The sequence below is a fragment of the Roseibacillus ishigakijimensis genome (assembly GCF_016595415.1).
GTDB lineage: Bacteria > Verrucomicrobiota > Verrucomicrobiia > Verrucomicrobiales > Akkermansiaceae > Roseibacillus > Roseibacillus ishigakijimensis.
In genome coordinates this window covers 1-19,444 of sequence record NZ_JAENIO010000056.1, presented here as the reverse complement: position 1 = coordinate 19,444, position 19,444 = coordinate 1, and the positions used below count along the sequence as shown (strand labels likewise).

Below are 19,444 nucleotides of genomic sequence, written 5' to 3'. Positions count from 1 at the left end.
CGGTAGTTGGTTTGGTTTGGTTTTTGCGACCTCACGCTCACGCGTGGGCCGACAAACTACCACCTCTATTTTAACGATGACGGGGACACTTCCCTTCAGCAGCCTCTCTATTATTTGAGAAGCTATCAGCCACGCTATCGAGACGAGAAAAATCATAGCGAGGTTTTTCATCCATAGAAATAAAAATAAGTACAAAAGACAAGCTTACAACTAACACTAAAAACTTAGCCATATTAAAACCGGATTCACGTCAGTTCAAGAGCCTCACATCGTCCGGATACCGCCCAATTGGAGTATTCCTCCACCCTTTTTCGTGATGGAAGCGGCGGGGGTAGACCATTGAAAAAAGACGCTTTCCAGCCATAAAGAACAAAAAAACAGTTCTTTCTGTACAAAACAAGGAAAACTTATTTCCATTCGGTTTTCTTTTTTATGAATAGTTTTTTGAAATTGGCAGAGGTGCGGAGAGGGGCTGACGGTTTGGGCGAAACCGGTGTCCAGCAAAGGCCTCTATCTCGGCAAGACTGAGCTCCCATGATTCGAGGGGCACCGGCGTTCGACTGGTCATAAGCTTACGTCCTGACTATCCCAGCCCCTGTCCCTCATTTGTTCGATCGCCACCTCATCCTGCTGGCTCCTCCCTGCCTCTCGGCCCTTCGGGATCGTCAACCTCTTCTCCGGGCTTCGCAACGACTGGGTCCAAGCCCCACTTTCCCTCTTTCAAAATTCCCCGATTCACGCTTTCCTCCCCTCCCCCCACCACCTAAGCAAGACCGAACCCATGCCCGAATACCGCTCCCGCACCACCACTCACGGCCGCAACATGGCTGGCGCCCGAGGCCTCTGGCGCGCCACCGGCGTGAAAGACGCTGACTTTGGCAAACCCATCATCGCCGTCGTCAACTCCTTCACCCAGTTCGTCCCCGGACACGTCCACCTCAAGGATCTCGGCCAACTCGTCGCCCGCGAAATCGAGGCAGCCGGCGGCATTGCCAAAGAATTCAACACCATCGCGGTGGACGACGGCATCGCCATGGGTCACGACGGCATGCTCTACTCCCTGCCCTCCCGCGAAGTCATCGCCGACAGCGTGGAATACATGGTCAACGCCCACTGCGCCGACGCCATGGTCTGCATTTCCAACTGCGACAAAATCACCCCCGGCATGTTTAACGCCGCCATGCGCCTGAACATCCCCGCCGTCTTCGTCTCCGGAGGCCCCATGGAAGCCGGGAAAGTCGTCTTCAACGGAAAAACGAAAGCACTCGACCTCGTCGATGCCATGGTCGCCGCCGCCGATGAAAACGTCAGTGACGAAGAAGTCGCCGCCATCGAGCGCTCGGCCTGCCCGACCTGCGGCTCCTGCTCCGGCATGTTCACCGCCAACTCGATGAACTGCCTGACCGAAGCCCTCGGCCTCTCCCTGCCGGGGAACGGCTCCACCCTCGCCACCCACACCGACCGCAAACGCCTCTTCCTCGAGGCCGGCCACATTGCCGTCAAACTTGCCCGCCGCTACTACGAACAAGGCGACGACTCCATCCTCCCGCGCAATGTCGCCAACAAAAAAGCCTTCGAGAACGCCATGTCGCTCGACATCGCCATGGGCGGCTCCACCAACACCGTTCTCCACATCCTCGCCGCCGCCTACGAGGGTGGCATCGACTTCACCATGGACGACATCGACCGCCTCTCGCGTCGAGTCCCCTGCCTCTCGAAAGTCGCCCCTGCCAAACAAGACGTCCACATGGAAGACGTCCACCGGGCCGGCGGCATCATGGCCATCCTCGGCCAACTCGACAAGGCCGGCCTCCTTCACCGCGACACCCCGACCGTCCACAGCCCGACCCTTGGCGACGCCATCGACCACTGGGCCATCGACCGCACCGACGACGAAAAAGTCCGTCACTTCTTCCGCGCCGCGCCCGCCGGCATCCCCACCCAGACGGCCTTCAGCCAAAACGCCCGCTGGGAGGATCTCGATCTCGACCGCGAAAAAGGCGTCATCCGGTCCGCTGAACACGCCTTCTCCCAAGATGGCGGCCTCGCCGTCCTCAAAGGCAACATCGCCCTCGACGGCTGCATCGTGAAAACCGCCGGCGTGGACGAATCCATCCTCAAATTCACTGGCCCCGCCATTGTTTACGAGAGCCAAGACGCCGCCGTGGCAGGCATTCTCGGCAAAGAAGTCAAAGCCGGGGACGTCGTCGTCATCCGCTACGAAGGCCCGAAAGGGGGCCCCGGCATGCAGGAAATGCTCTACCCCACGAGCTACCTGAAATCCCGTGGCCTCGGCAAAGAATGCGCCCTCATCACCGACGGCCGCTTCTCCGGCGGCACCTCCGGCCTCTCCATCGGCCACGCCTCTCCGGAAGCCGCCCAGGGCGGAGCCATCGGCCTGGTGCGCAACGGGGACCTCATCGAAATCGACATCCCCGGCCGCACCATCAGGCTTGCCATCTCCGATGAAGAACTGGCCCAGCGCCGCGCCGAACAAGACGAAAAAGGCTGGAAACCCGTCGAGCACCGCCCGCGCCAAGTCACGACCGCTCTGAAAGCCTACGCCGCCTTCGCGGCCTCCGCCGACCTCGGCGCCGTGCGCATCCTGCCTGACGAGTTCTCCTGATCAGCGGCTCCCTTCAAACCGGTGCCCCATCGGGCACCGCTTTTTCCCCTGCAAAGAAATCGCTTTCGTAAGAGCGATATTCTTCCCCCTCATCCGTAATTGTATTCATCTTGGCGAACAGCTCAGGCGAGTCAGGGCCGATGGAGATCAGGCATTCTTATCACGAAAAAATCACTGTCCCTTCATCTCTTTTTCACAATCCCGAATCAGCTTGTTGACCATGGGACTTGGTAAACGCTTCCTTCGCCAATTGGGTTTCTGGTCTTGGCATTGTGCTATCAATGCTCTGCCGAGTTTTTTGATCGCTGGCTTCGGAGGCCAACTCTTTGACTCCCCCCTGGCGACGGGGGCGATGGTGACGGGGGTCGCCTGCTTCATCATGGGATACACGTTACTGAGTATGTGCTTACCGGCATTGGGAAATCGCCAACACCTCGTCGGTAAGGCCCTTCATTTGGCTCTACGTTTTCGCCTTGTCATCTCGCTGGCCAGTCTAGGTCCCTTTTTAGCGATGGCCCTCGAGCCGCAAACCTCCCAAGCTCTTCTCTTCGTCCCCGACTATTGGGCCGGATTTGCGGCCGGACTTTCCCTCAGTCTGATCGTCGACATCACCTCCCCTGCCACGCTGGAATCCTTTTCCTACATCCTTGCCTGGACGCTACTAGAAGGGCTCATCCTTTCTCTGGGCCTAGCGATGGTCGCCTTCTTTTGCCTGCTTGGACTGTCCAAGCAGGCTGGGAACCGAGGATTCACTTCTTGCGCACCACGGCCAGCCAATCCTCTTGATCGGGGGCGGTGAGAGGCAGCTGCAGGGCGGCGGGGTCACCCGTTTTGCCTTCGCGAGGATTGAACCAGGTGACGGTGAAGTCTCCCTCCGCCGCAGCCAACTTGAGGTCGGTTTTGCCTCCCTTGGGAAGATAGACCAGATAGACCTCTCCTTCCTTGGCGAAGCAGTATTTCGAGTTATCGTTTTTCTGGTTCCCGATCAACTCGTTGCGATTACTCATCTCGACGAGAGGGAACTTTTGCTGGCGGAAGAACTCCAAGGCATAACCACAGTAGTCCCAGCTCTGGTCGCGGGACCGCCAATCTTCGCAAACCAGATCATTCTGAGGCAACTTGTAACCGAAGTAATACTCAACTCCCATGCCCCCGGCCATCAAGGCCCCCCAAAGAGTGTATTTGCGGCAGTCGTCAATGCTCGGCCCCTGGTAGTCCTTGGGCATTCCCGGATAATCGGGATCGGCAGGCATTCCCTGCCCCGCGTCGCCAGGCTCGTCGAAAGCCACCACCCAGGGATGACCAGCCTTTTGGGATTGCTGGCGCCACTTGAGAACCTGGGGATGAACTTTGAGCAAACTGCTGTTTTGCAAAGACACTCCCGTTAACTCCTCTTTACCTAACAGCGGGCGATAGACCTTATCCTGTTGATCGGGGTAAGTGTGGAGGACGACATGATTGTCATAGGCATCGACTTCCCGGATGTAGTAAGCCATCGCCAATTGCTCTTCGGTGGTCTGGGTGTTTTCCTCTCCCAGATTCCAATTCAAAGCGAGATGATGTCCGAAGCGGGCGATGAGTTCGCGACAATAGAGCCTCCGCTCGGGCCCGGTTTTGCCGCCATCAAGGGCGGCGCGCACCTTGCCGTCTTTCTTATTGTGGCCGAGCCGATGGTCGTCATTCTCGGTCTCCTGCATCTTGAAATGAAGGAAAAGTCCCCGGCGCTGGGCATGACTGAAGACGACATTCCACTGGTCGAGCTTACTACAGTCATAGTGAAATTTGGCGCGAGGCTCGACGAAAGGCCAGACGTTGTTGCCATCGCCATCGACGTTGTAGGGAAGGAAGGAAAAGGCATTGCACCCCTTGCCGGCCAGATAGTTGAGAGCCCCAATGAGACCTTTGCCTTTCCCCTCCTGCCAAGTGGGGTCCCCTTCCTGCCAATCCTTCTCGTGCGCGGACCAGGTCTTGACCGGGCACTTTTTCTCGTTGAGCGCCCGGGTGTCATCAAAGTCCGCATAGGCTAGCAGAGTCTCGGGAGCATCGGCTCCGGCCTTGAGGAAATAGCTGCCATCGCCCTGAAACTGCAAGTAGTGCTCGCCCACGTAAGCTAGGCGGCCGCGGGCCCGAAAATCGGGAAACTCCTTGTCCGTTTTCCCAACAGCGAAGCTGCCACTCTTGCCATGGAGGAGCTCCACGGGCTCGCCCTCCACCTCTCCACCTATCAGATTGGGCGCACTGAGAAAGGACACTTCATAGCTCCACTGGCCCTCGCTGGGGGGAGAAAAGTGGACTCGCCACTTGGTGCCAGCCTGCGCGGAGGTCTCGGCCGCATGACCATCGGCGGCAAAATAACCGGGCACGGTGTAGGAGTGCTCTTCATGACTAAAAGTCACCGACAAGTCATAGTCCGCGAAGGGATTGGGACTTTCATCGCGTTCATGGGCGTAGGGCCCGTCAAAGGTCAGAGTAATGGCATGCCATTGCTTTTTCTCACCCGAGATAGCCACCGAGCCGTCGCCATCGGCGAGACGGGGGTGTTGAAGGTCAGCGCCAAAGGAGATAGCGACGGAAGCTCCGAAGAGCCATCCCGCCACCCAGGAACGAGGGGTTTGCATTTTCACAATGCAGCCCTACGCGACGCCTATCGTTTTTCAGACAGAAATCTTCAGTTAAAGAGTTGACGAAATTCGTCACTCCGGCCGCCCGACCCCGGTTTTGTAATAAACGGCAAAAGAGCCCAGCCAATGCTCGCCCTCGTAGCTCCCACTCCAGACTTGGGCGAGCCCCTGACGAGCATGAACTTGGGCGGCGGCGGCCAGAATCTCACGGCGTCGATCGCCTTCGGGCAAGGAATCAGCCACCGATCGCATGGTCCAGGCGCGGGTGAGATTGAGCCCGACGAGATGAACGAGGTGCCCGTCCTCCAAGTCGGAGACCTGCACCGGGGAAAGAAGGTTCCCAAGCTCGGCCTCACCCAAAGTGGGGAAGAAGCCGGCCAACCAACGCGAATAGGAAGGGCCCGGCAGAACGCGCCGCATGAGGTCGGCCTCATTCATCCCCGGCGAAAAGAAGTCGTTACCAGACGGCTCGTAACGCACCGGATAGTCATAATCAGCAAGGTAAAACTGCTTCGCCTTCTTCTCTAACAAATCCGCAAACTCCTCGTCCTCCACTCCCCGGGCATAGTCGAGAAACTGGGCCAGAGGAAAGGCGGTTTCGGGGTGGAATCCACAGCGGATGGGCCAATCCAGCTTGGGCAGATAGGCCTTGGCATGGGCCACAATGACCTCCTCCAACGGCTTGAAATGAGCGGCCCAGTCCTGCGCCTGCTCATCCTCCCAAGAACGGAGTTCCAGCGCCAAGCGGAGCGCCCAAGCCCAGCCATACATGCGCTCGAAGCTGGGATTAGCTGCGAGATAATCGGCTTCCTTTTGCAAGTCCTCCGGTGTGAAGCGCGCGGCGAGGACTTCCCGCACTTCGGCCGCCCACTCGGCTTCGGGAAACAGCTTCAACAAGCGCACCAAGGTCCAATGGCCATGCACCGAGGAATGCCAATCAAAATGGCCGTAGAAGACGGGCGTCCACTCGCGCGGGGTCTTGCCATCCTCCGCCGAGCGCCAGACGTGACCCGGTTTGTTAGGAAACTCGCGGTCCAGACCGGCCAGAGCGAGCTCCACAAAACGGCCCGCCTCGTTCACCTCCAGGGTCGATTTTTCAGCAAAGGAAGTCGTCATCATCATGAGCAAAGCGAGGAACCATTTCACGTGCCGACAGGAAAGCGGAAGTTGAACGACGAGGCAAGACGGGAGCCCAAACGCTGGCCTCACTGCTGGCAAAATCTCTGCGGGCCGCTGCCTCTCCCCCGCTAACAGCCCCTATGCAATTCCTCCCACCTCCTCCAGTGCCGAACGGCCTTTTCTCGCCTCATCGCAATTGACGTCCAGGCCCCTAACCTTACCCGCCTGCGGTAAGAATTTGGTCTCTCCGAAAGAACCTGGCCAATCCCGGGGCGCGGTGGTCGTTTCTCTCGTGATGAAGATCGCCCTCCTTCTTTTTCTCCTCACCGCCCTTTGCCCTGCCATCGTCTGGCAGGAGGAGAGCCAGCCGCAAAAGGAAGCCACTGGCCCGATGCGGAATGTCGGCCAATTGCTTTACTCACCCCTCCGCGTGCTCGGGGGCAGTTGCGTTCTCCTCGACGGCCGCTGGGTCCTCACCTCCCGCCATGGCACGGAGAAGTGGCAGGCTGATTTTCTCGCAGTCAAGTTCCCCGCCCTGGAGACCAAAGCCCTTGCCATCAAAGCCATCCACTTCCCGCCGACGGGCGATTTCGCCTTGTTGGAGCTGACCGAGAAGGTGAAGGAACACGAGTCCATCTCCTTGGCCAAGGAAAAGACGCCCGTGCAGGGCCGCAGGGTCTGGCTAGGCGGCTTTGGCAAATCCGGTCCCGTTGGGGATTGCCACTTCCACGGAGTCTTTCGCGGCGGCTACAATCGCATCGACCAAGAGCGCGGAGGCAAGTGGTCCTGCGACCTCAGCCCCCCCGGAAAAGGCGAGGAGCAAGAGGTCACCGTGGCCCAGATGGACAGCGGTTCTCCTCTCTTCGTGGAAACTGCCCAAGGCTGGCAGCTCTGCGGCATCGCCTCCACTGCCAGCAACGGCAAGAATCCGGGCTACGGAAACCGAAGCAACTACGCCAAGATCGCCCCGGCCCTCGGTTGGTTGACTCCCTTTTTGCAGAAAAAATAAGGCCCGCCAGTCAAGTCGCCGAGTTGACGAGAAGAGAGCTTCTTCCCTCCCCGCGCAACCGCAGCTGGAAGCACGCCCCTTCGGGGACTCTTTCCAAAGTCAGGTCCCCGCCGAGCAAGCGGGCCAGGCGACGGCAAAGGGACAATCCCAGCCCCACTCCGGGCTGGGAGCTCGCCGCGGCGGTGGCCGATTTGTGGAAAGGACGGAACAAGCGCCGCCTTTCGGAAAACCGGATGCCTCGCCCGCGATCGCAGACGAGGATGCGGGCCTCGCGCCCCTCGGCCACAACCTCCACCCGCACTTCGCGAGGGCCACTCTCGGGCAAGCCGTATTTGCAGGCATTGTCGACGAGGTTGAAGAGAATCTGCTCCACGCCCGAGAGGTCGGTGGTGAGCGCAAAGTCCGGACTCGCGTTCACGAGCACGAAGCGCGCGTTCTCCTGCTCCACCCGCTCCCGCAAGCGTTCGCAACAACGGTCCCAGAGCACCCCCAGGGTGGAGCTCTCCATCCGCACCCCCGGTCCGCCGCGCTCGAGACGCGAATAGGCGAGCACGTTTTCCACCAGATGGTGCAGCCGCTCGGCCTCACTGCTCATCGTCTCCAGATAGCGCTGGCGCTTCTCGCCCTCCGGCACCATGCCATCGACCAACATTCCGGAATACAGGCGAAAAGTCGTCAGGGGCGTGCGCAGCTCGTGGGTGACGGAGGAGACAAAATCGGCTCGCCGTTCACTCAGTCGAACCACTCCGCGCACAAGGAAAGACGCCGCCAGCAGGGCCAGAATGAGGGCCATCCAGCCCACCAGCAGGGAAATGCGCAGCGGGGTCCAACCCGGGACCTCGGCGTGGGGCGACTCCTGCCGCGCCAGCCGCCAAGGCAAGGAGACCAAGGCCAGCGGGTCAGCGGAATTCACCTTCCCCACCGGTTCCAGCGTCGCTTTGGCCAACCAGTCCTTGACCCCGGCGAGGAGGTTTTCCCGCAGTTCATCCGCCCGCAACCAGATCCCCTGACGCCGCCGTTCCTCGCCGATTTGATAGTCGCGAATGAGAAAGAGCTCCTTGTCCAGCCAGAGAGGAGCAAAGGCCCCCAGTGACCGCGGCCCTGCAGACCGACCCCAGGCAAAACTATTTCCCTGCACCTTCCGCGTGGCTTCGTCGAGGACGGCTGCCCGCTTGGAACGAACCGCGTTGTTGAATTGCTCCTGATAAGCAGGGGCCTGTTTGCTCTCGGGAGCCACCGCCCAATCGGGCCGCTGTTGCTGAAAGGCCTCATTCCAATCCGTCAGGCTACTGACCTCCGCACAGGCAATCTGGAAGCCCTTCAAACCATCGAAATCACGATTGAGAACAGCCTTCAGGGCAGTGAATTTTTCGGAGAACTCCGCCAATTCCTCTTCCCCGACTCCTGCCGCCCGCACCCGACTTCTTTCCTCAGCGGAAGGGACCTGGGGAGAACGAATCTGCCCCTGGGCATCGATTTCGAAATAGAGTCGGACAAAGTCTCCCCGCCCAGCCAACAGGGGCGAGAGCTGTCCATCAGGCATCACCGCTTGAAAAGCCTCCGCCGGACGTTGGTTCTCCGCAATCAACAAGCCATGGGCCGCGCCATCCATCTGCGCCAAAGCCAGCCGGGATCGTTCTTCGAGATCGGCCCCCGCGATATCCTGGTAACGTTGCTGCTCCATATCCAGCAGCCGGATACTGAGGGAAGCAAAAGCCGCGAGAATCAAGCCGCCGCAGACGACCAGGGCCAACCAAAGGCCTCTATCCCGGCTCATCCCCACTCCTTTCCAACATGTATCCTTTCCCCCGCACGGTGAGAATCATCTCGGGGGCCCGCAGTTTCTTTCGCAGGGACACGATGTGCATATCAATGGTGCGGGTCTCCATCCTTTTGGCCTCCACTCCCCATAGCCTTTGCAAGAGCTCATCCCGCGAAACGGCGCGGCCGGAATGAGCAGCCAAGTAGCGCAAAAGTTGCCCTTCCCGCTCCGACAGCTCACAGCGCCCGCCCTCGCGATAGCGGATCTCGCATCGGGAAAAATCCGCCGTTCCCTGAAGGTAGCTCCAGGTCTCGACCACCGGCGGCCGCTCTTTACTGCGACGCAGCACGGCATGAACCCGGGCCAGCAATTCACGGGGGCCAAAGGGCTTGAGCACGTAGTCATCAGCCCCGAGCTTGAGCCCTCGCACCCGGTCATCCTCCTCGCCCTTGGCGGAAAGAATAATGACCGCCTGTCCGGGGCGCTGCCGCTGCACTTCGGCCAAAAGCTCGAAACCTCCCAGCTTGGGAAGAATGAGATCCAGCAACATCAGCTGGTAATTGGCCTGGAGCCCGAGGCGGAGCCCTTCTGCGCCATCAGCGGCGGAGAGGACCTGATAGCCAGAGAAGGTCAAGGCATCGACCACTCCCTGCCGGACCGCGTGGTCGTCTTCCACGACCAGAATAGTGGGGGCTTCCATTCGCTCTCTTCTTTGCCAAAAAAACTCCGGAGGAACAAGCCTCCGGAGCCTCCTGTAGACCTCACTCCCCCAAGCGATAACCCAAGGCGCGGGCCTGCGCGGTCACCGCGCGCCGGACTTCGGCGCCGAGAGTCTGTCCTTCCTCTCCGCTCAAGCGCTTCCTCTCGACGGCAAGGTAGGCAGCCCGTTCCTTGTTCAGCTCTTGAATCCGCTTCTGGATCGCCGCCCGCTCGGCCGTCTTTTCCGCCACCAGGGCTTTGCATTCAGCCACGGACAACCCCTGCATCTCTTCCGGCAAATGCTCCTTTTTCACCGTGCTCCAATCGAACTCGGCTTCCTGACAAGCATCCACCAGGTCCCAGGAACGGTTCCAGTAGTTCCCGGTCGCCTTGGTCACGGCCCGATTCACCTGCGCCTCATGGGAACTGGCGGCGTTCTCATCCTGCCGCAGCTGGTTGGCCTTAAACTCCTGTCCCTTGCTGCCAAAGCGAATGTAGGTCTCGTTGAGCTTGCCATTGAGCTCGATAATAATCTTATCCTGAGGGCACTCGATCGCGGCCACTTCTTTATTTTGGTCGATAACGCTGAAGCTCCCTCCGGTGACGAGAGCGCCGGACTTCCAACCCGTGCTCACCCCCGTGGCCTCGTCGCCGCAGTGGATGCTATTGACGACCACGCCCGCCCCCATGGCTTCGCGGCAGGCGGAACCGGGGTCGATGGGGCCTTGGTTGAAGGGCTCGTTCCCGGCCACGAAGATGGCCTTGTAGGTGCCCGGGGTCTCCGCCCACTGCAACTGCTGCACCGCCCGCCGCACCACCGCGCCACAGTATTCCTCCCCGCCATGGGTGGTGAGGGCAAAGAGTTCCTCGCTGAGCCGATCGAGATCGCGAGTGAAAGGCAGCACCTCGCGAATCCAGTAGCTTTCCTCCGACAAGGAATTGTTGCCGTATTCATAAAGCGCGACCTCTACAAAGGCTTGCTGGCCGTCTTTCCGGGTATTTCCGAAGGTGTTCACGATGGACCAGAGTTCGGTCTTGGCCTGCTGAATGAGCCCGTCCATGCTGTTGCTGGTGTCCAGAAGAAGGGCCAGTTGGATCTTCGGAGCTTCGGCCTCAGCCTTTTCGCTGGCTGTCTCCTTCGTCGGCTTTTCGTGACAAAAAAGGGGAGTTCCGAAGCTGAGGAAGGTCCCGCAGACGGCGAGAGGTAGGGAGATGATTTTCATAGCACTTGTTTGGTTACAAAGGACGCTGTGTCCTTCCCCCAATAAGCGCCAGAACGGCCCGCCCTACTGTAAGGGCTTCGTAAAAGCCGCCCCCCTCACTCCAGCCACACGCACTCGTAGCCGCCCAGATTCCAATCGCTGGCATCGAGCTGGCGCTTGCGGCGGAGCAGATTGCGGGAGGGCAGATGCCCGAGATGCTCCCGCACCCACTCCTCTTTCAGCGGAAGCTCTTTTTCGCTGAAATTGAAGACGCAAAGGACCTTGCGCTCGCCATCCAGCGAGGTGCGGAGGAGGGCGAAGAAGGAACCCGGAGTGGCGAGGATCTCCTGCGGGGCATCAGGATGAAAGGCGGCGCAAGTGCGGCGCACCCGCAGCATGGAGGCGTAGACATTGGCAATCCAGCCCGACTCCCCCTCCGGATCGTCGAGGAGTTTCTCGATCTCAGTCCAGCTGAGACGGCGGCGATTGATGTCACGGCGTTCCCCGCCCTCGCGCTGGGGACCCTCCGTCCAATTGTGCTCACCCACGATGGAGTGGAAGTAGACCCCGGGAATCCCCGCCAGCGCCAGCATCACCGCCTGCGAGCAAATGAAGCGCCGCGCCCCCAGCTCGGGATTGCCCAGCACTTCCAAGGCGCTGCGGTAGGTGACGTTCATCTCGTAGGGCGACTGCGAGCCATCCGGCATGGCCCGGTAGCTGACCAATCCCCCGCGCTCCTGGATGCGCTCGATCATCCAATCGCGCTCTTCCTCCGGCACCAGACCACTGATGGGACGCACCCCCACGCCATCGTGACTGGCGGTGAAGTTGAAGTAGGTGCAGCCCTCCGGGAGAGCGCCGAGCCCACTGGCCCACTTTTGCAAATAGGACGAATCCCCCCGCAGAAGAGCGTGCAAAAGCAGGGGCGGGAGAGCGAAGTTGTAAACCATCTGGGCCTCATCCCCTTCCCCGAAGTAAGAGATATTCTCCTCATGGGGCACATTGGTCTCCGTCAGCAGGATGACGTGCGGCGCGGCAATGCGCAGGACATCGCGAAAGAGCTTGATGGCCTCGTGCGTCTGCGGGAGGTGAATGCAGGTGGTGTCCTTTTCCTTCCAGAGAAAAGCCACTGCATCCAGCCGCACGATGACCGCGCCCCGGGCCACGTAGTCGAGCAGAATATCGAGAAAATCGAATAGAACATCGGGACTCTTCCAGTTCACATCCACCTGATCGGGACTGAAGGTGGTCCAGATATGCCGCAGCCCGGTGGGTGTCTCGGTGGGCGATAGGAGGTCGTGCGGTCGCGGCCGGGTCACCCCCTTGAGCCACTCCTGACCCGGTTCTTCCTCAATGAAATAGTCCTTGTAAGGCGCGATGCCCCGCACATAGCTCTGAAACCATTCGCTCTGCCGCGAGCAGTGATTGAGCACCAGATCGACCATCAGCTTGTAGTCGCGCCCGATGCGCTGGACCTCCGCCCAGCTGCCGAGATGCTCGTCCACCTCGCGATAGTCGATGACCGAAAAGCCCCCGTCCGAGCTCGAGGGCGAGAAGGGCAGGATGTGCACGCCATTGATGGCATCGCGCAGGCGGCGGTCACAGAAGTTCTTGAGCGTGGACAAGGGACTCTCGCCGGGCCGCCGGATCATGTCGCCATAAGTGATCAACACCACATCCTGCTCGGTCCAGTTGATGGCCTCCGCGCCCATCTCGTAGCCATCGCGCGGCTGCACCCCATAGCGCCCGATGAGCATGTAGAGCCGGTCGGCCAGCTCCTCCGCCTTTTCGGGTCCATAGAGACGGGCCAAGCGCAACTTCATGCGGGAAAAGGTGGTGCGGCGGATCAATTTCATGGGTTCACTGCACTAAGCAAATCCCACGCCAGCCACCAAGGGTATTCGCCGCCCCAAGATTCCATCGCAAAAAAAAACCGTTTCCGAATCACTCCGGGAACGGTTTTTTTGAAATCTTAACACTCGACAGGCCCTAGCGGCGCTTCCGTGCAGACAAAGCAAGAAGACCGAAGACCCCAAGCAAGGCAGTCGAAGGCTCTGGGACTGCAGTGCCGATAATATCGAACTCGTTGTAGGTCGCCGTTCCACCCGCATTCGCTCCCGTGGCGAAGTCAAAACGAACCGCCTTGACCCCAGTAGCAAGCACGCCTGAGTCATCGTCCGAAATCAAAACTTCGGTCCACACATTGACTTCTCCATTCTCGCCCGGAGCGGTGGTGGTATTGGCGTAGTGAGTTCCCGACACGATCTCCACTTCGCTATCATTCAGCAAAATCATGGTGAGCGTGTATTCTTGGTCTGACCTCCCGCCTGACTGAGTATTCCACGCTGAATAAGTGTTCACATTGGTGATCGTATATCCCAACGGGCTCTCCGCCAGATCCAGATTGAAGGTGATTGAGCCCGTATTGAACTGGGCTTCAAAGTCATTTCCAACTCCCACGATTCCGTCGTTGAGAAGTCCCACGGTATTGGGACGCCCACCAGTATTAACATCGCTGATACTCAGGAAGGAGGCTTGATCCGAATTGATCAGATCAGTGCTACTCACAGGGGTAAAAGCAGCGGGAAAAGGGTCAGAGTCCTCGGTGCCCGAACCTTGCGCATTTACAACGACCGCACCTTGCAGAGTTCCGCAGGCAGCCACCCCTAGAATAGATACAAAATGAAAAATGGAGCGATTGAGTTTCATAAAATGATAGTTTAACAAGAGCGCAGGGGTGCCAGAAACAAACACCTGCTGACTCTCATCCAGCAGAATACATAATAAATACCTCCCGCCGACCTGAAAAACAGTCAACCTGTTGATTCGCCTGGTCTTCATTTCCTCATTCGCACCTTTGGCCGAGGGCGCAGTTTCCTTGTTCGCTTGCTGGACTTACGGCAACTGGCCCTTCTCATTGCCGCCTCTTCCCTAGTCCTTAGCCTCTTTCACCCGCTCACCGACATCACGCGGAACCACAAACGGCGCTTGAACGAAATCATCGCCCGCTCTCCGCTGGCGGTGGAGGAGTGAAGGCTACTCCACCACCACTCCCTGCCAACGCAATTCGCCGAGATCAGCGGGAGCGGCGTCCGGGATAAACAGGGAGGCCTCCGCCACCCGACGCTCGCCAGGCAGCAGCGGGGGATGGATGCCAGGGACGACCGGAACCTCGTCGGGACCGGGCCCGCTGGTCAGAGCGGTCATCAACTTGCTCTTGACCAATGGCAAGGCGTCGCCCGCAGCATCGAGCACGGCCAGCTGCAGGGTCAAGCGGCGAATGGCCCGCTGGCCCGTATTCCGCACGGTCAGAACGACTTTCAGCTTGGCCCTCCCCTCGTTACCAATTCCTCCCGGCTGGCGCGAGAGGGAGCGCACCCGCACCTCAAGGGCGACATGCGGTGGCAGACTGATCCCCTCGGCGAGAACCAGCTCCGGACCTCCCTCGACCGTGCCGGCAAAGGGCAGAAGCTCGTGCTCGCTCAGGAGAAGCCGGGCAGACTGAATGGAAGAAGCCTCCTTTTGTTGAAAAATGAGTGCCCGCAAAGGAAGACTGTCCCCGGGCAGGGCCGCGCTGCGGAAGGTGGGCCAAAGCTCCACCCGCTGGCTGGCAACGACCTCCTCCTGCGCCCCAACCAACTCCAGAGTCCCGATCATCCGACCCACCTCCACCGACTCGACCCGAGTGACCCCCTGGAGCTCGTAGCTGAATTTGCCCCGGTAATCGATCAACTGGGAGGACCGAACCTCGAAGGAAAAGCCCTCCTCCAAGTCCGCGAGCGGAAACTCCACCGGCAAGCTCCGCCTGATCGGCGCGGCCCTTCCCTCCTCCGGCGGCGGCGAATTCTGCGAAGCGCGCCCGGTTTCTTGCCCCGCAGATGATGCGGGAGGGGCGGGCTGGACGGCCGGGGCCTCCCCCTCGCCTCCTCCGGAGAAGAGCCTCACAAGGAAATAGAGCAGTCCCGCCACCAGCCCCACCAGCAGGGAGAGACGCGGCGACCGCCCCTTCTTTTTTTCCAAGGCCGTCAGGGCCCGGGCCGCGCCGCTATGGTGAGGCTCGCGCTGGAGACAATCGCGAAAAAGTTTCTCCGCCCGCTGCCGGTTCTCGCGCCGCCCGATGGCCTCGAACTCCCCCAAGTGGGCGAGCCCGAGCTGAAAACGCAGATCGACGTCGTAGGGCATCACGACAAGCGCTTTTTCCAGCTCCGCGACAGCATCGTCCCAATTCTCAGCCTGCAAAAAATTCTCTCCCCGCGTGCGGTGGTCCCGGGCCTCGGTGCAGAGCTGCTCCCATTGGTCCTCGCTGAGCCCCGCCCGCAAAGCGGCTTCCTTCAACTGCTCGCGGCGGGTCACCTGCTTGGAGCTGCTTTCCGCCGAGTGGGACTGAGCAAGGGCTTTTTCCAGAAATTGCTCCAATTCACTAGCCGGCAAATCGTCCATAGTCTTCATGCTACCGGAAAAAGTCCCTCCCGACTATCAACTCTTCTGAGTCCACTCCCGTTTCCACTTGCGGACAAGGCAGGGAGGTTTCGGGAGGCCCCGATGGCCTCTCGCATGGGTGCAGGGCCGTTTTGCGGCTCCACAATGGCCTCTCGCATGGGTGCAGGGACGTTTTGCGGTCCCACAATGGCCTCTCGCACTGATGCAGGGACTTTTTGCGGTTCCACAATGGCCTCTCGCATGGGTGCAGGACCATTTCGGGTCCCAACGGGGCCCTCACATACCAGCCCATGGTGAAACCATGGGTATAGGCATCCCCCAGGATCACGCGTTCCAACGGAACGCAACAGGCGAACCGAAAGAAAACGGGACGAAAACACGCAATGACGGACCCGGCGCGTTTCGGACACCAATAAAAATTCGTCAGCTATGCGGCGTTCCTTCGGAACGCAAAACACGGGGCCACCGGAACCCCGGGGTTACACCCCGGGCTGGTATCTCATCTCCCGTTGGGAGATCCGTTCTCACACACCAACCCATGATGAAACCATGGACAAGAACCCCTGCAAAAACCCCGTTGGTAATTCGCAACGATACGCAGTCAACAGGACCGTTTCGGGTCCCAACGGGACCCCCACATACCAGCCCATGGTGAAACCATGGGTATAGGGGGCCCTCCGAATCACGCGTTCCAACGGAACGCAACAGGCGAACAGAAAGAGAACAGGACGAAAACACGCAATGACGGACCCGGCGCGTTTCGGACACCAATAAAAATTCGTCGGCTCTGTGGCGTTCCTTCGGAACGCAAAACACGGGGGCCACCGGAACCCCGGGGTTACACCCCGGGCTGATATGTCATCTCCCGTTGGGAGATCCGTTCTCACACACCAACCCATGCTGAAACCATGGAAAAGGACCCCTGCAAAAACCCCGTTGGGGTAATTCGCAACGATACGCAGTCAACAGGACCGTTTCGGGTCCCAACGGGACCCTCACATACCAGCCCATGGTGAAACCATGGGTATAGGCCCCCCCGAATCCCGCGTTCCAACGGAACGCAACAAGCGAACGAGGTTAAATCTCCAGAATCAAAGGGAATTTCTCCCAAGAAACCACTCAATCCCAGAGGTAACGTTCATCAAAATCGACACCATATTTGCGGAGGAAAGAGCGATATTCCTCTTGGAAGGTCAAGTTGCGGTGGTGCTCTTCTTGCCCATCAATGTATCGGAGCAGGGCCTCCTTTTGGCTCATGCCAATGGAAAAAGCTCCATAGCCTTGTTGCCAGGCGAATTGTTGAAAAGCGGGAGAATGCTCTTTGAGCCATTGGTTGGACCCGGTTTTGAGGTTCTTGACCAAGCCTGCGATGGTGAGAGTGCGTGAAAGCCGGATGGCGAGGTGAACATGATCGGCGACCCCTCCAACCCGATAAGCCTCGCAATCGCAACGCCGGACCACCCCGGCGAGATAAGCATGAGCTCGGCTGCGGAGTTCCGGCGCTTCGAACCAAGGGTAACGATCTTTGGTGCTAAAGATGAGATGGACGAGGATATTGGAAAGAGATTGGGGCATGACAAGCCACCAGAATCTCCAGACCAAGAGATAAAACCAGCAAAGAATGAGCAAGTTGAGGCCCGAGAGAGACGGAGGGGGCGTCCGAGATGTCGCGTTCCGTTGGAACGCGGAATGGTCGGACCATTAACCTATGGTTTCACCATGGGCTGATATGTCCCGCACCTTCGGTGCCGTTTTCCTCGCCAGCACCCACCCGTCCCAACGGGACATCACATTTCAGCCCGGGGTGTAACCCCGGGTCCCCGCGCCCCCAAACCACACGCGTTCCAACGGAACGCTACAACCTACCGAACCTTCCCCACCCACGCCCCCCCGGAATCATCGCTGCCTATTCCCCGGCCCTTGCAGAATTCTCCTTTCTCCTCCCGGAAAAAAGCTCTACCACGGTGGCGATGACGACTGCGTATTTCGACCTCGTTTCGGGGGCCTCGGGGGACATGATTCTCGGCGCACTGGTGGATGCCGGACTGCCGATTGCCACTCTGGAGGCCGAGCTCAACAAGCTCCACCTCGATGACTTCCACCTCCACAGCAAAAAAGTCCTCAAAAACTGCTTCTCCGCCACCAAGGTCGACGTGCACGTCCACGACCACGCCCCGGAGCGCCACCTCGCCGATTTGCAGAAGGTCGTCAACGACTCCGACCTCTCCGACTGGGTCAAGGAGCGCGCCAACCGCATCTTTTACCGCATTTGCGAAGCCGAGGCCGCCATTCACAACTCGCAGGTGGACAAGGTTCATCTCCACGAGGTAGGCGGCGTGGATGCCATCGTCGACGTCTGCGGCGCGCTGGCCGGGATGGAGGCCCTGGGCATCGAGCGCATCATCGTCTCACCCTTTCCGCTCGGGCGGGGCTTTGTCTTCGGCGCCCATGGCGAGATTCCACTCCCCGCCCCCGCCGCTCTCTCCCTGCTGAAAGGCTGTCCCATCGTGGGTAGTCCCATTGAGAAAGAGCTGGTGACCCCCACCGGCGCGGCCATCCTCTCGGAAGTGGCCGACGGCTACGGCCCCATTCCGCCCCTCACCCTCAATGCCATCGGCTACGGCGCGGGCACGGCAGACTTCAAGTATCCCAACGTCCTGCGACTCATCTTGGGCGACAGTGCAGGCGAGAGCGGCCTCATCAGCGAGACCCTCGTGCAGCTGGAGAGCAACCTCGACGACGAATCCCCCGAAGTGGTCGGGCACGTCGCCCGCAAGCTCATGGCGCAGGGAGCCCTCGACGTGGCCGTGCTGCCCGCCCAGATGAAAAAGGATCGCCCCGGCGTGCAGTTGCAGGTATTGGCCAAGCCCGCCCATGCCGATTCCCTGCAAAACATTCTCCTCGCCGAGACCTCCACCCTCGGCGTGCGGCGCAGCGAAGTGCGGCGCGACTCTCTGCCCCGCCGCAGCGAAACGATCACCACCCCACACGGTGACATTCGGGTGAAAATCGCGGAGGTCCCCGGCCACGCCGCCAAGGTCATCCCCGAATACGAAGACTGCCGCACCGCCGCCGAAAAGAGCGGCCTCCCCCTGCGCGAAATCTACGCGATCGCCAAGCACGACGCCGCCCATGCCCTCCACCTCCCCCACGACCACGGCCATTCGCACGACCACGGCCATTCGCATGATCACGGCCATGACCACGGGCACAGTCACCCTCACGATCACGACCATCACCATTGAAGGAAAATGCCAAGGCTTTCCCATTGCAGAGCCCAGCCAGTGAGCTATTTCTAAGACGGGTTCAGAACAAACCCGCCTTAGCAATTATGAGCAAAACCGTACCAACCATCAGCTCCGGCACCGCCGGTCCTCTCGGCGTCAAGCACCTGCCCCGCCTTTGGCAAAAGGCCTCTCTCGCTGCCGTGGGCAAGCTCCATGACGAGTATCCCGCCGCCGGTGCAGGCTACGACCAGATGACTCTCGACGCGCTCAAGATCGACCGCGAAGCGTTTTTGAACTTCATCAACAGCGAAAAGCCCAGCTACGTGCAGTGCGAAGCCTGGGTGAAAGAAAACGGAGATTTCGACGCTGACGCCATTGCGCAGCACAACGCAGGCGTGGACGGATACATTCACGACGACGCCACCCGCGCCGAGATCCTCGCTGGAGCCGGCCTGGCAGACGACGGCAGCATCAAGGACGCCGTCAATCTCAACAACCTCGACGACTGGGCTCTCTTCCACAAAGGCGAGATTGCCTAAACTCAAGAGGCACAGGATCGGCACCGCGTCGGTCCTGTTTTCTTTTTTGTCGCAGAGACACTGAGGCTCAGAGTTCCACAGAGCCTTTTCTCTAAAAAACAACTTCGCGAACCTTTGCGGCTCCGCGACTCTGTGTCGAAACCTCAACCACCTAGTCACAGAGACACTGAGACCCAGAGTTCCACAGAGCCTTTTCCCTA

Annotated in this window: 15 protein-coding genes; 6 read left to right on the top strand and 9 right to left on the bottom strand. The window is 59.7% G+C overall.

The features are described 5' to 3' along the window. The first annotated feature begins 781 nt into the window (after positions 1-781). Both ilvD and JIN78_RS15570 read left to right on the top strand, forming a co-directional pair. Positions 782-2,626: a dihydroxy-acid dehydratase gene (gene ilvD / locus JIN78_RS15575; protein WP_200392925.1), complete on the top strand. Its 1,845-nt coding sequence runs from the start codon at positions 782-784 to the stop codon at positions 2,624-2,626. A 220-nt stretch (positions 2,627-2,846) separates the two neighbouring features. Continuing rightward, the gene (locus tag JIN78_RS15570; protein WP_200392924.1) at positions 2,847-3,425 is read left to right on the top strand and encodes a hypothetical protein; all 579 of its coding nucleotides are present in this window, start codon (positions 2,847-2,849) and stop codon (positions 3,423-3,425) included. On the opposite strand, the gene JIN78_RS15565 is transcribed toward JIN78_RS15570, so the two are convergent. After that, entirely contained in the window at positions 3,376-5,244 is a 1,869-nt protein-coding gene (locus JIN78_RS15565) for a DUF5060 domain-containing protein (RefSeq protein ID WP_234038035.1), read from the bottom strand. The genes JIN78_RS15570 and JIN78_RS15565 overlap by 50 nt on opposite strands. Before the next feature lie 75 nt (positions 5,245-5,319). Then, a complete protein-coding gene (locus JIN78_RS15560) occupies positions 5,320-6,393 on the bottom strand; it encodes a DUF2891 domain-containing protein (protein ID WP_200392922.1) in 1,074 nt (357 codons plus the stop codon). Positions 6,394-6,661: 268 nt separating this feature from the next. Between JIN78_RS15560 and JIN78_RS15555 the strand changes: the two genes are divergently transcribed. After that, the gene (locus JIN78_RS15555) at positions 6,662-7,375 is read left to right on the top strand and encodes a trypsin-like serine protease (protein ID WP_200392921.1); all 714 of its coding nucleotides are present in this window, start codon (positions 6,662-6,664) and stop codon (positions 7,373-7,375) included. Between the two features lie 10 nt (positions 7,376-7,385). Here the strand turns inward: JIN78_RS15555 and JIN78_RS15550 are convergent, their stop codons facing one another. From JIN78_RS15550 to JIN78_RS15530, 5 genes are all read right to left on the bottom strand, one after another. After that, complete coding sequence (locus JIN78_RS15550) at positions 7,386-9,152, bottom strand: sensor histidine kinase (protein WP_200392920.1); 1,767 nt, start codon at positions 9,150-9,152, stop codon at positions 7,386-7,388. Next, on the bottom strand, positions 9,139-9,837 hold the full coding sequence (locus tag JIN78_RS15545; protein WP_200392919.1) for a response regulator transcription factor: 699 nt from the start codon (positions 9,835-9,837) through the stop codon (positions 9,139-9,141). The genes JIN78_RS15550 and JIN78_RS15545 overlap by 14 nt, the downstream gene beginning before the upstream one ends. 61 nt (positions 9,838-9,898) lie before the next feature. Further along, a complete protein-coding gene (locus JIN78_RS15540; protein WP_200392918.1) occupies positions 9,899-11,059 on the bottom strand; it encodes a vWA domain-containing protein in 1,161 nt (386 codons plus the stop codon). 95 nt (positions 11,060-11,154) lie between these two features. Next, the gene (locus tag JIN78_RS15535) at positions 11,155-12,894 is read right to left on the bottom strand and encodes a sugar phosphorylase (RefSeq protein WP_200392917.1); all 1,740 of its coding nucleotides are present in this window, start codon (positions 12,892-12,894) and stop codon (positions 11,155-11,157) included. 133 nt (positions 12,895-13,027) lie between these two features. After that, positions 13,028-13,879: a PEP-CTERM sorting domain-containing protein gene (locus tag JIN78_RS15530; RefSeq protein ID WP_200392916.1), complete on the bottom strand. Its 852-nt coding sequence runs from the start codon at positions 13,877-13,879 to the stop codon at positions 13,028-13,030. Between the two features lie 45 nt (positions 13,880-13,924). Here JIN78_RS15530 and JIN78_RS15525 point away from each other — a divergent pair, with 45 nt between their 5' ends. Beyond that, complete coding sequence (locus tag JIN78_RS15525) at positions 13,925-14,071, top strand: hypothetical protein (RefSeq protein WP_200392915.1); 147 nt, start codon at positions 13,925-13,927, stop codon at positions 14,069-14,071. A gap of 3 nt (positions 14,072-14,074) precedes the next feature. Here JIN78_RS15525 and JIN78_RS15520 read toward each other — a convergent pair whose 3' ends face one another. Both JIN78_RS15520 and tnpA read right to left on the bottom strand, forming a co-directional pair. After that, entirely contained in the window at positions 14,075-15,487 is a 1,413-nt protein-coding gene (locus tag JIN78_RS15520; protein WP_200392914.1) for a tetratricopeptide repeat protein, read from the bottom strand. A gap of 1,110 nt (positions 15,488-16,597) precedes the next feature. Beyond that, on the bottom strand, positions 16,598-17,053 hold the full coding sequence (gene tnpA, locus JIN78_RS15515; protein ID WP_200392913.1) for an IS200/IS605 family transposase: 456 nt from the start codon (positions 17,051-17,053) through the stop codon (positions 16,598-16,600). A 395-nt stretch (positions 17,054-17,448) separates the two neighbouring features. Here tnpA and larC point away from each other — a divergent pair, with 395 nt between their 5' ends. Continuing rightward, on the top strand, positions 17,449-18,723 hold the full coding sequence (gene larC, locus JIN78_RS15510) for a nickel pincer cofactor biosynthesis protein LarC (RefSeq protein WP_200392911.1): 1,275 nt from the start codon (positions 17,449-17,451) through the stop codon (positions 18,721-18,723). 86 nt (positions 18,724-18,809) lie between these two features. After that, a complete protein-coding gene (locus JIN78_RS15505; protein WP_200392909.1) occupies positions 18,810-19,244 on the top strand; it encodes a DUF5069 domain-containing protein in 435 nt (144 codons plus the stop codon). Positions 19,245-19,444 lie beyond the last annotated feature (200 nt).

Excerpts from the sequence above, each read along its gene's own strand:
- JIN78_RS15520 (WP_200392914.1), bottom strand. The coding sequence starts at position 15,487 with ATGAAGACTATGGACGATTTGCCGGCTAGTGAATTGGAGCAATTTCTG.
- JIN78_RS15565 (WP_234038035.1), bottom strand. The coding sequence starts at position 5,244 with ATGCAAACCCCTCGTTCCTGGGTGGCGGGATGGCTCTTCGGAGCTTCC.
- JIN78_RS15535 (WP_200392917.1), bottom strand. The coding sequence starts at position 12,894 with ATGAAATTGATCCGCCGCACCACCTTTTCCCGCATGAAGTTGCGCTTG.
- JIN78_RS15550 (WP_200392920.1), bottom strand. The coding sequence starts at position 9,152 with ATGAGCCGGGATAGAGGCCTTTGGTTGGCCCTGGTCGTCTGCGGCGGC.
- JIN78_RS15530 (WP_200392916.1), bottom strand. The coding sequence starts at position 13,879 with ATGAAGACCAGGCGAATCAACAGGTTGACTGTTTTTCAGGTCGGCGGG.
- ilvD (WP_200392925.1), top strand. The coding sequence starts at position 782 with ATGCCCGAATACCGCTCCCGCACCACCACTCACGGCCGCAACATGGCT.
- JIN78_RS15545 (WP_200392919.1), bottom strand. The coding sequence starts at position 9,837 with ATGGAAGCCCCCACTATTCTGGTCGTGGAAGACGACCACGCGGTCCGG.
- JIN78_RS15570 (WP_200392924.1), top strand. The coding sequence starts at position 2,847 with ATGGGACTTGGTAAACGCTTCCTTCGCCAATTGGGTTTCTGGTCTTGG.
- tnpA (WP_200392913.1), bottom strand. The coding sequence starts at position 17,053 with ATGCCCCAATCTCTTTCCAATATCCTCGTCCATCTCATCTTTAGCACC.
- JIN78_RS15540 (WP_200392918.1), bottom strand. The coding sequence starts at position 11,059 with ATGAAAATCATCTCCCTACCTCTCGCCGTCTGCGGGACCTTCCTCAGC.
- larC (WP_200392911.1), top strand. The coding sequence starts at position 17,449 with ATGACGACTGCGTATTTCGACCTCGTTTCGGGGGCCTCGGGGGACATG.
- JIN78_RS15555 (WP_200392921.1), top strand. The coding sequence starts at position 6,662 with ATGAAGATCGCCCTCCTTCTTTTTCTCCTCACCGCCCTTTGCCCTGCC.
- JIN78_RS15505 (WP_200392909.1), top strand. The coding sequence starts at position 18,810 with ATGAGCAAAACCGTACCAACCATCAGCTCCGGCACCGCCGGTCCTCTC.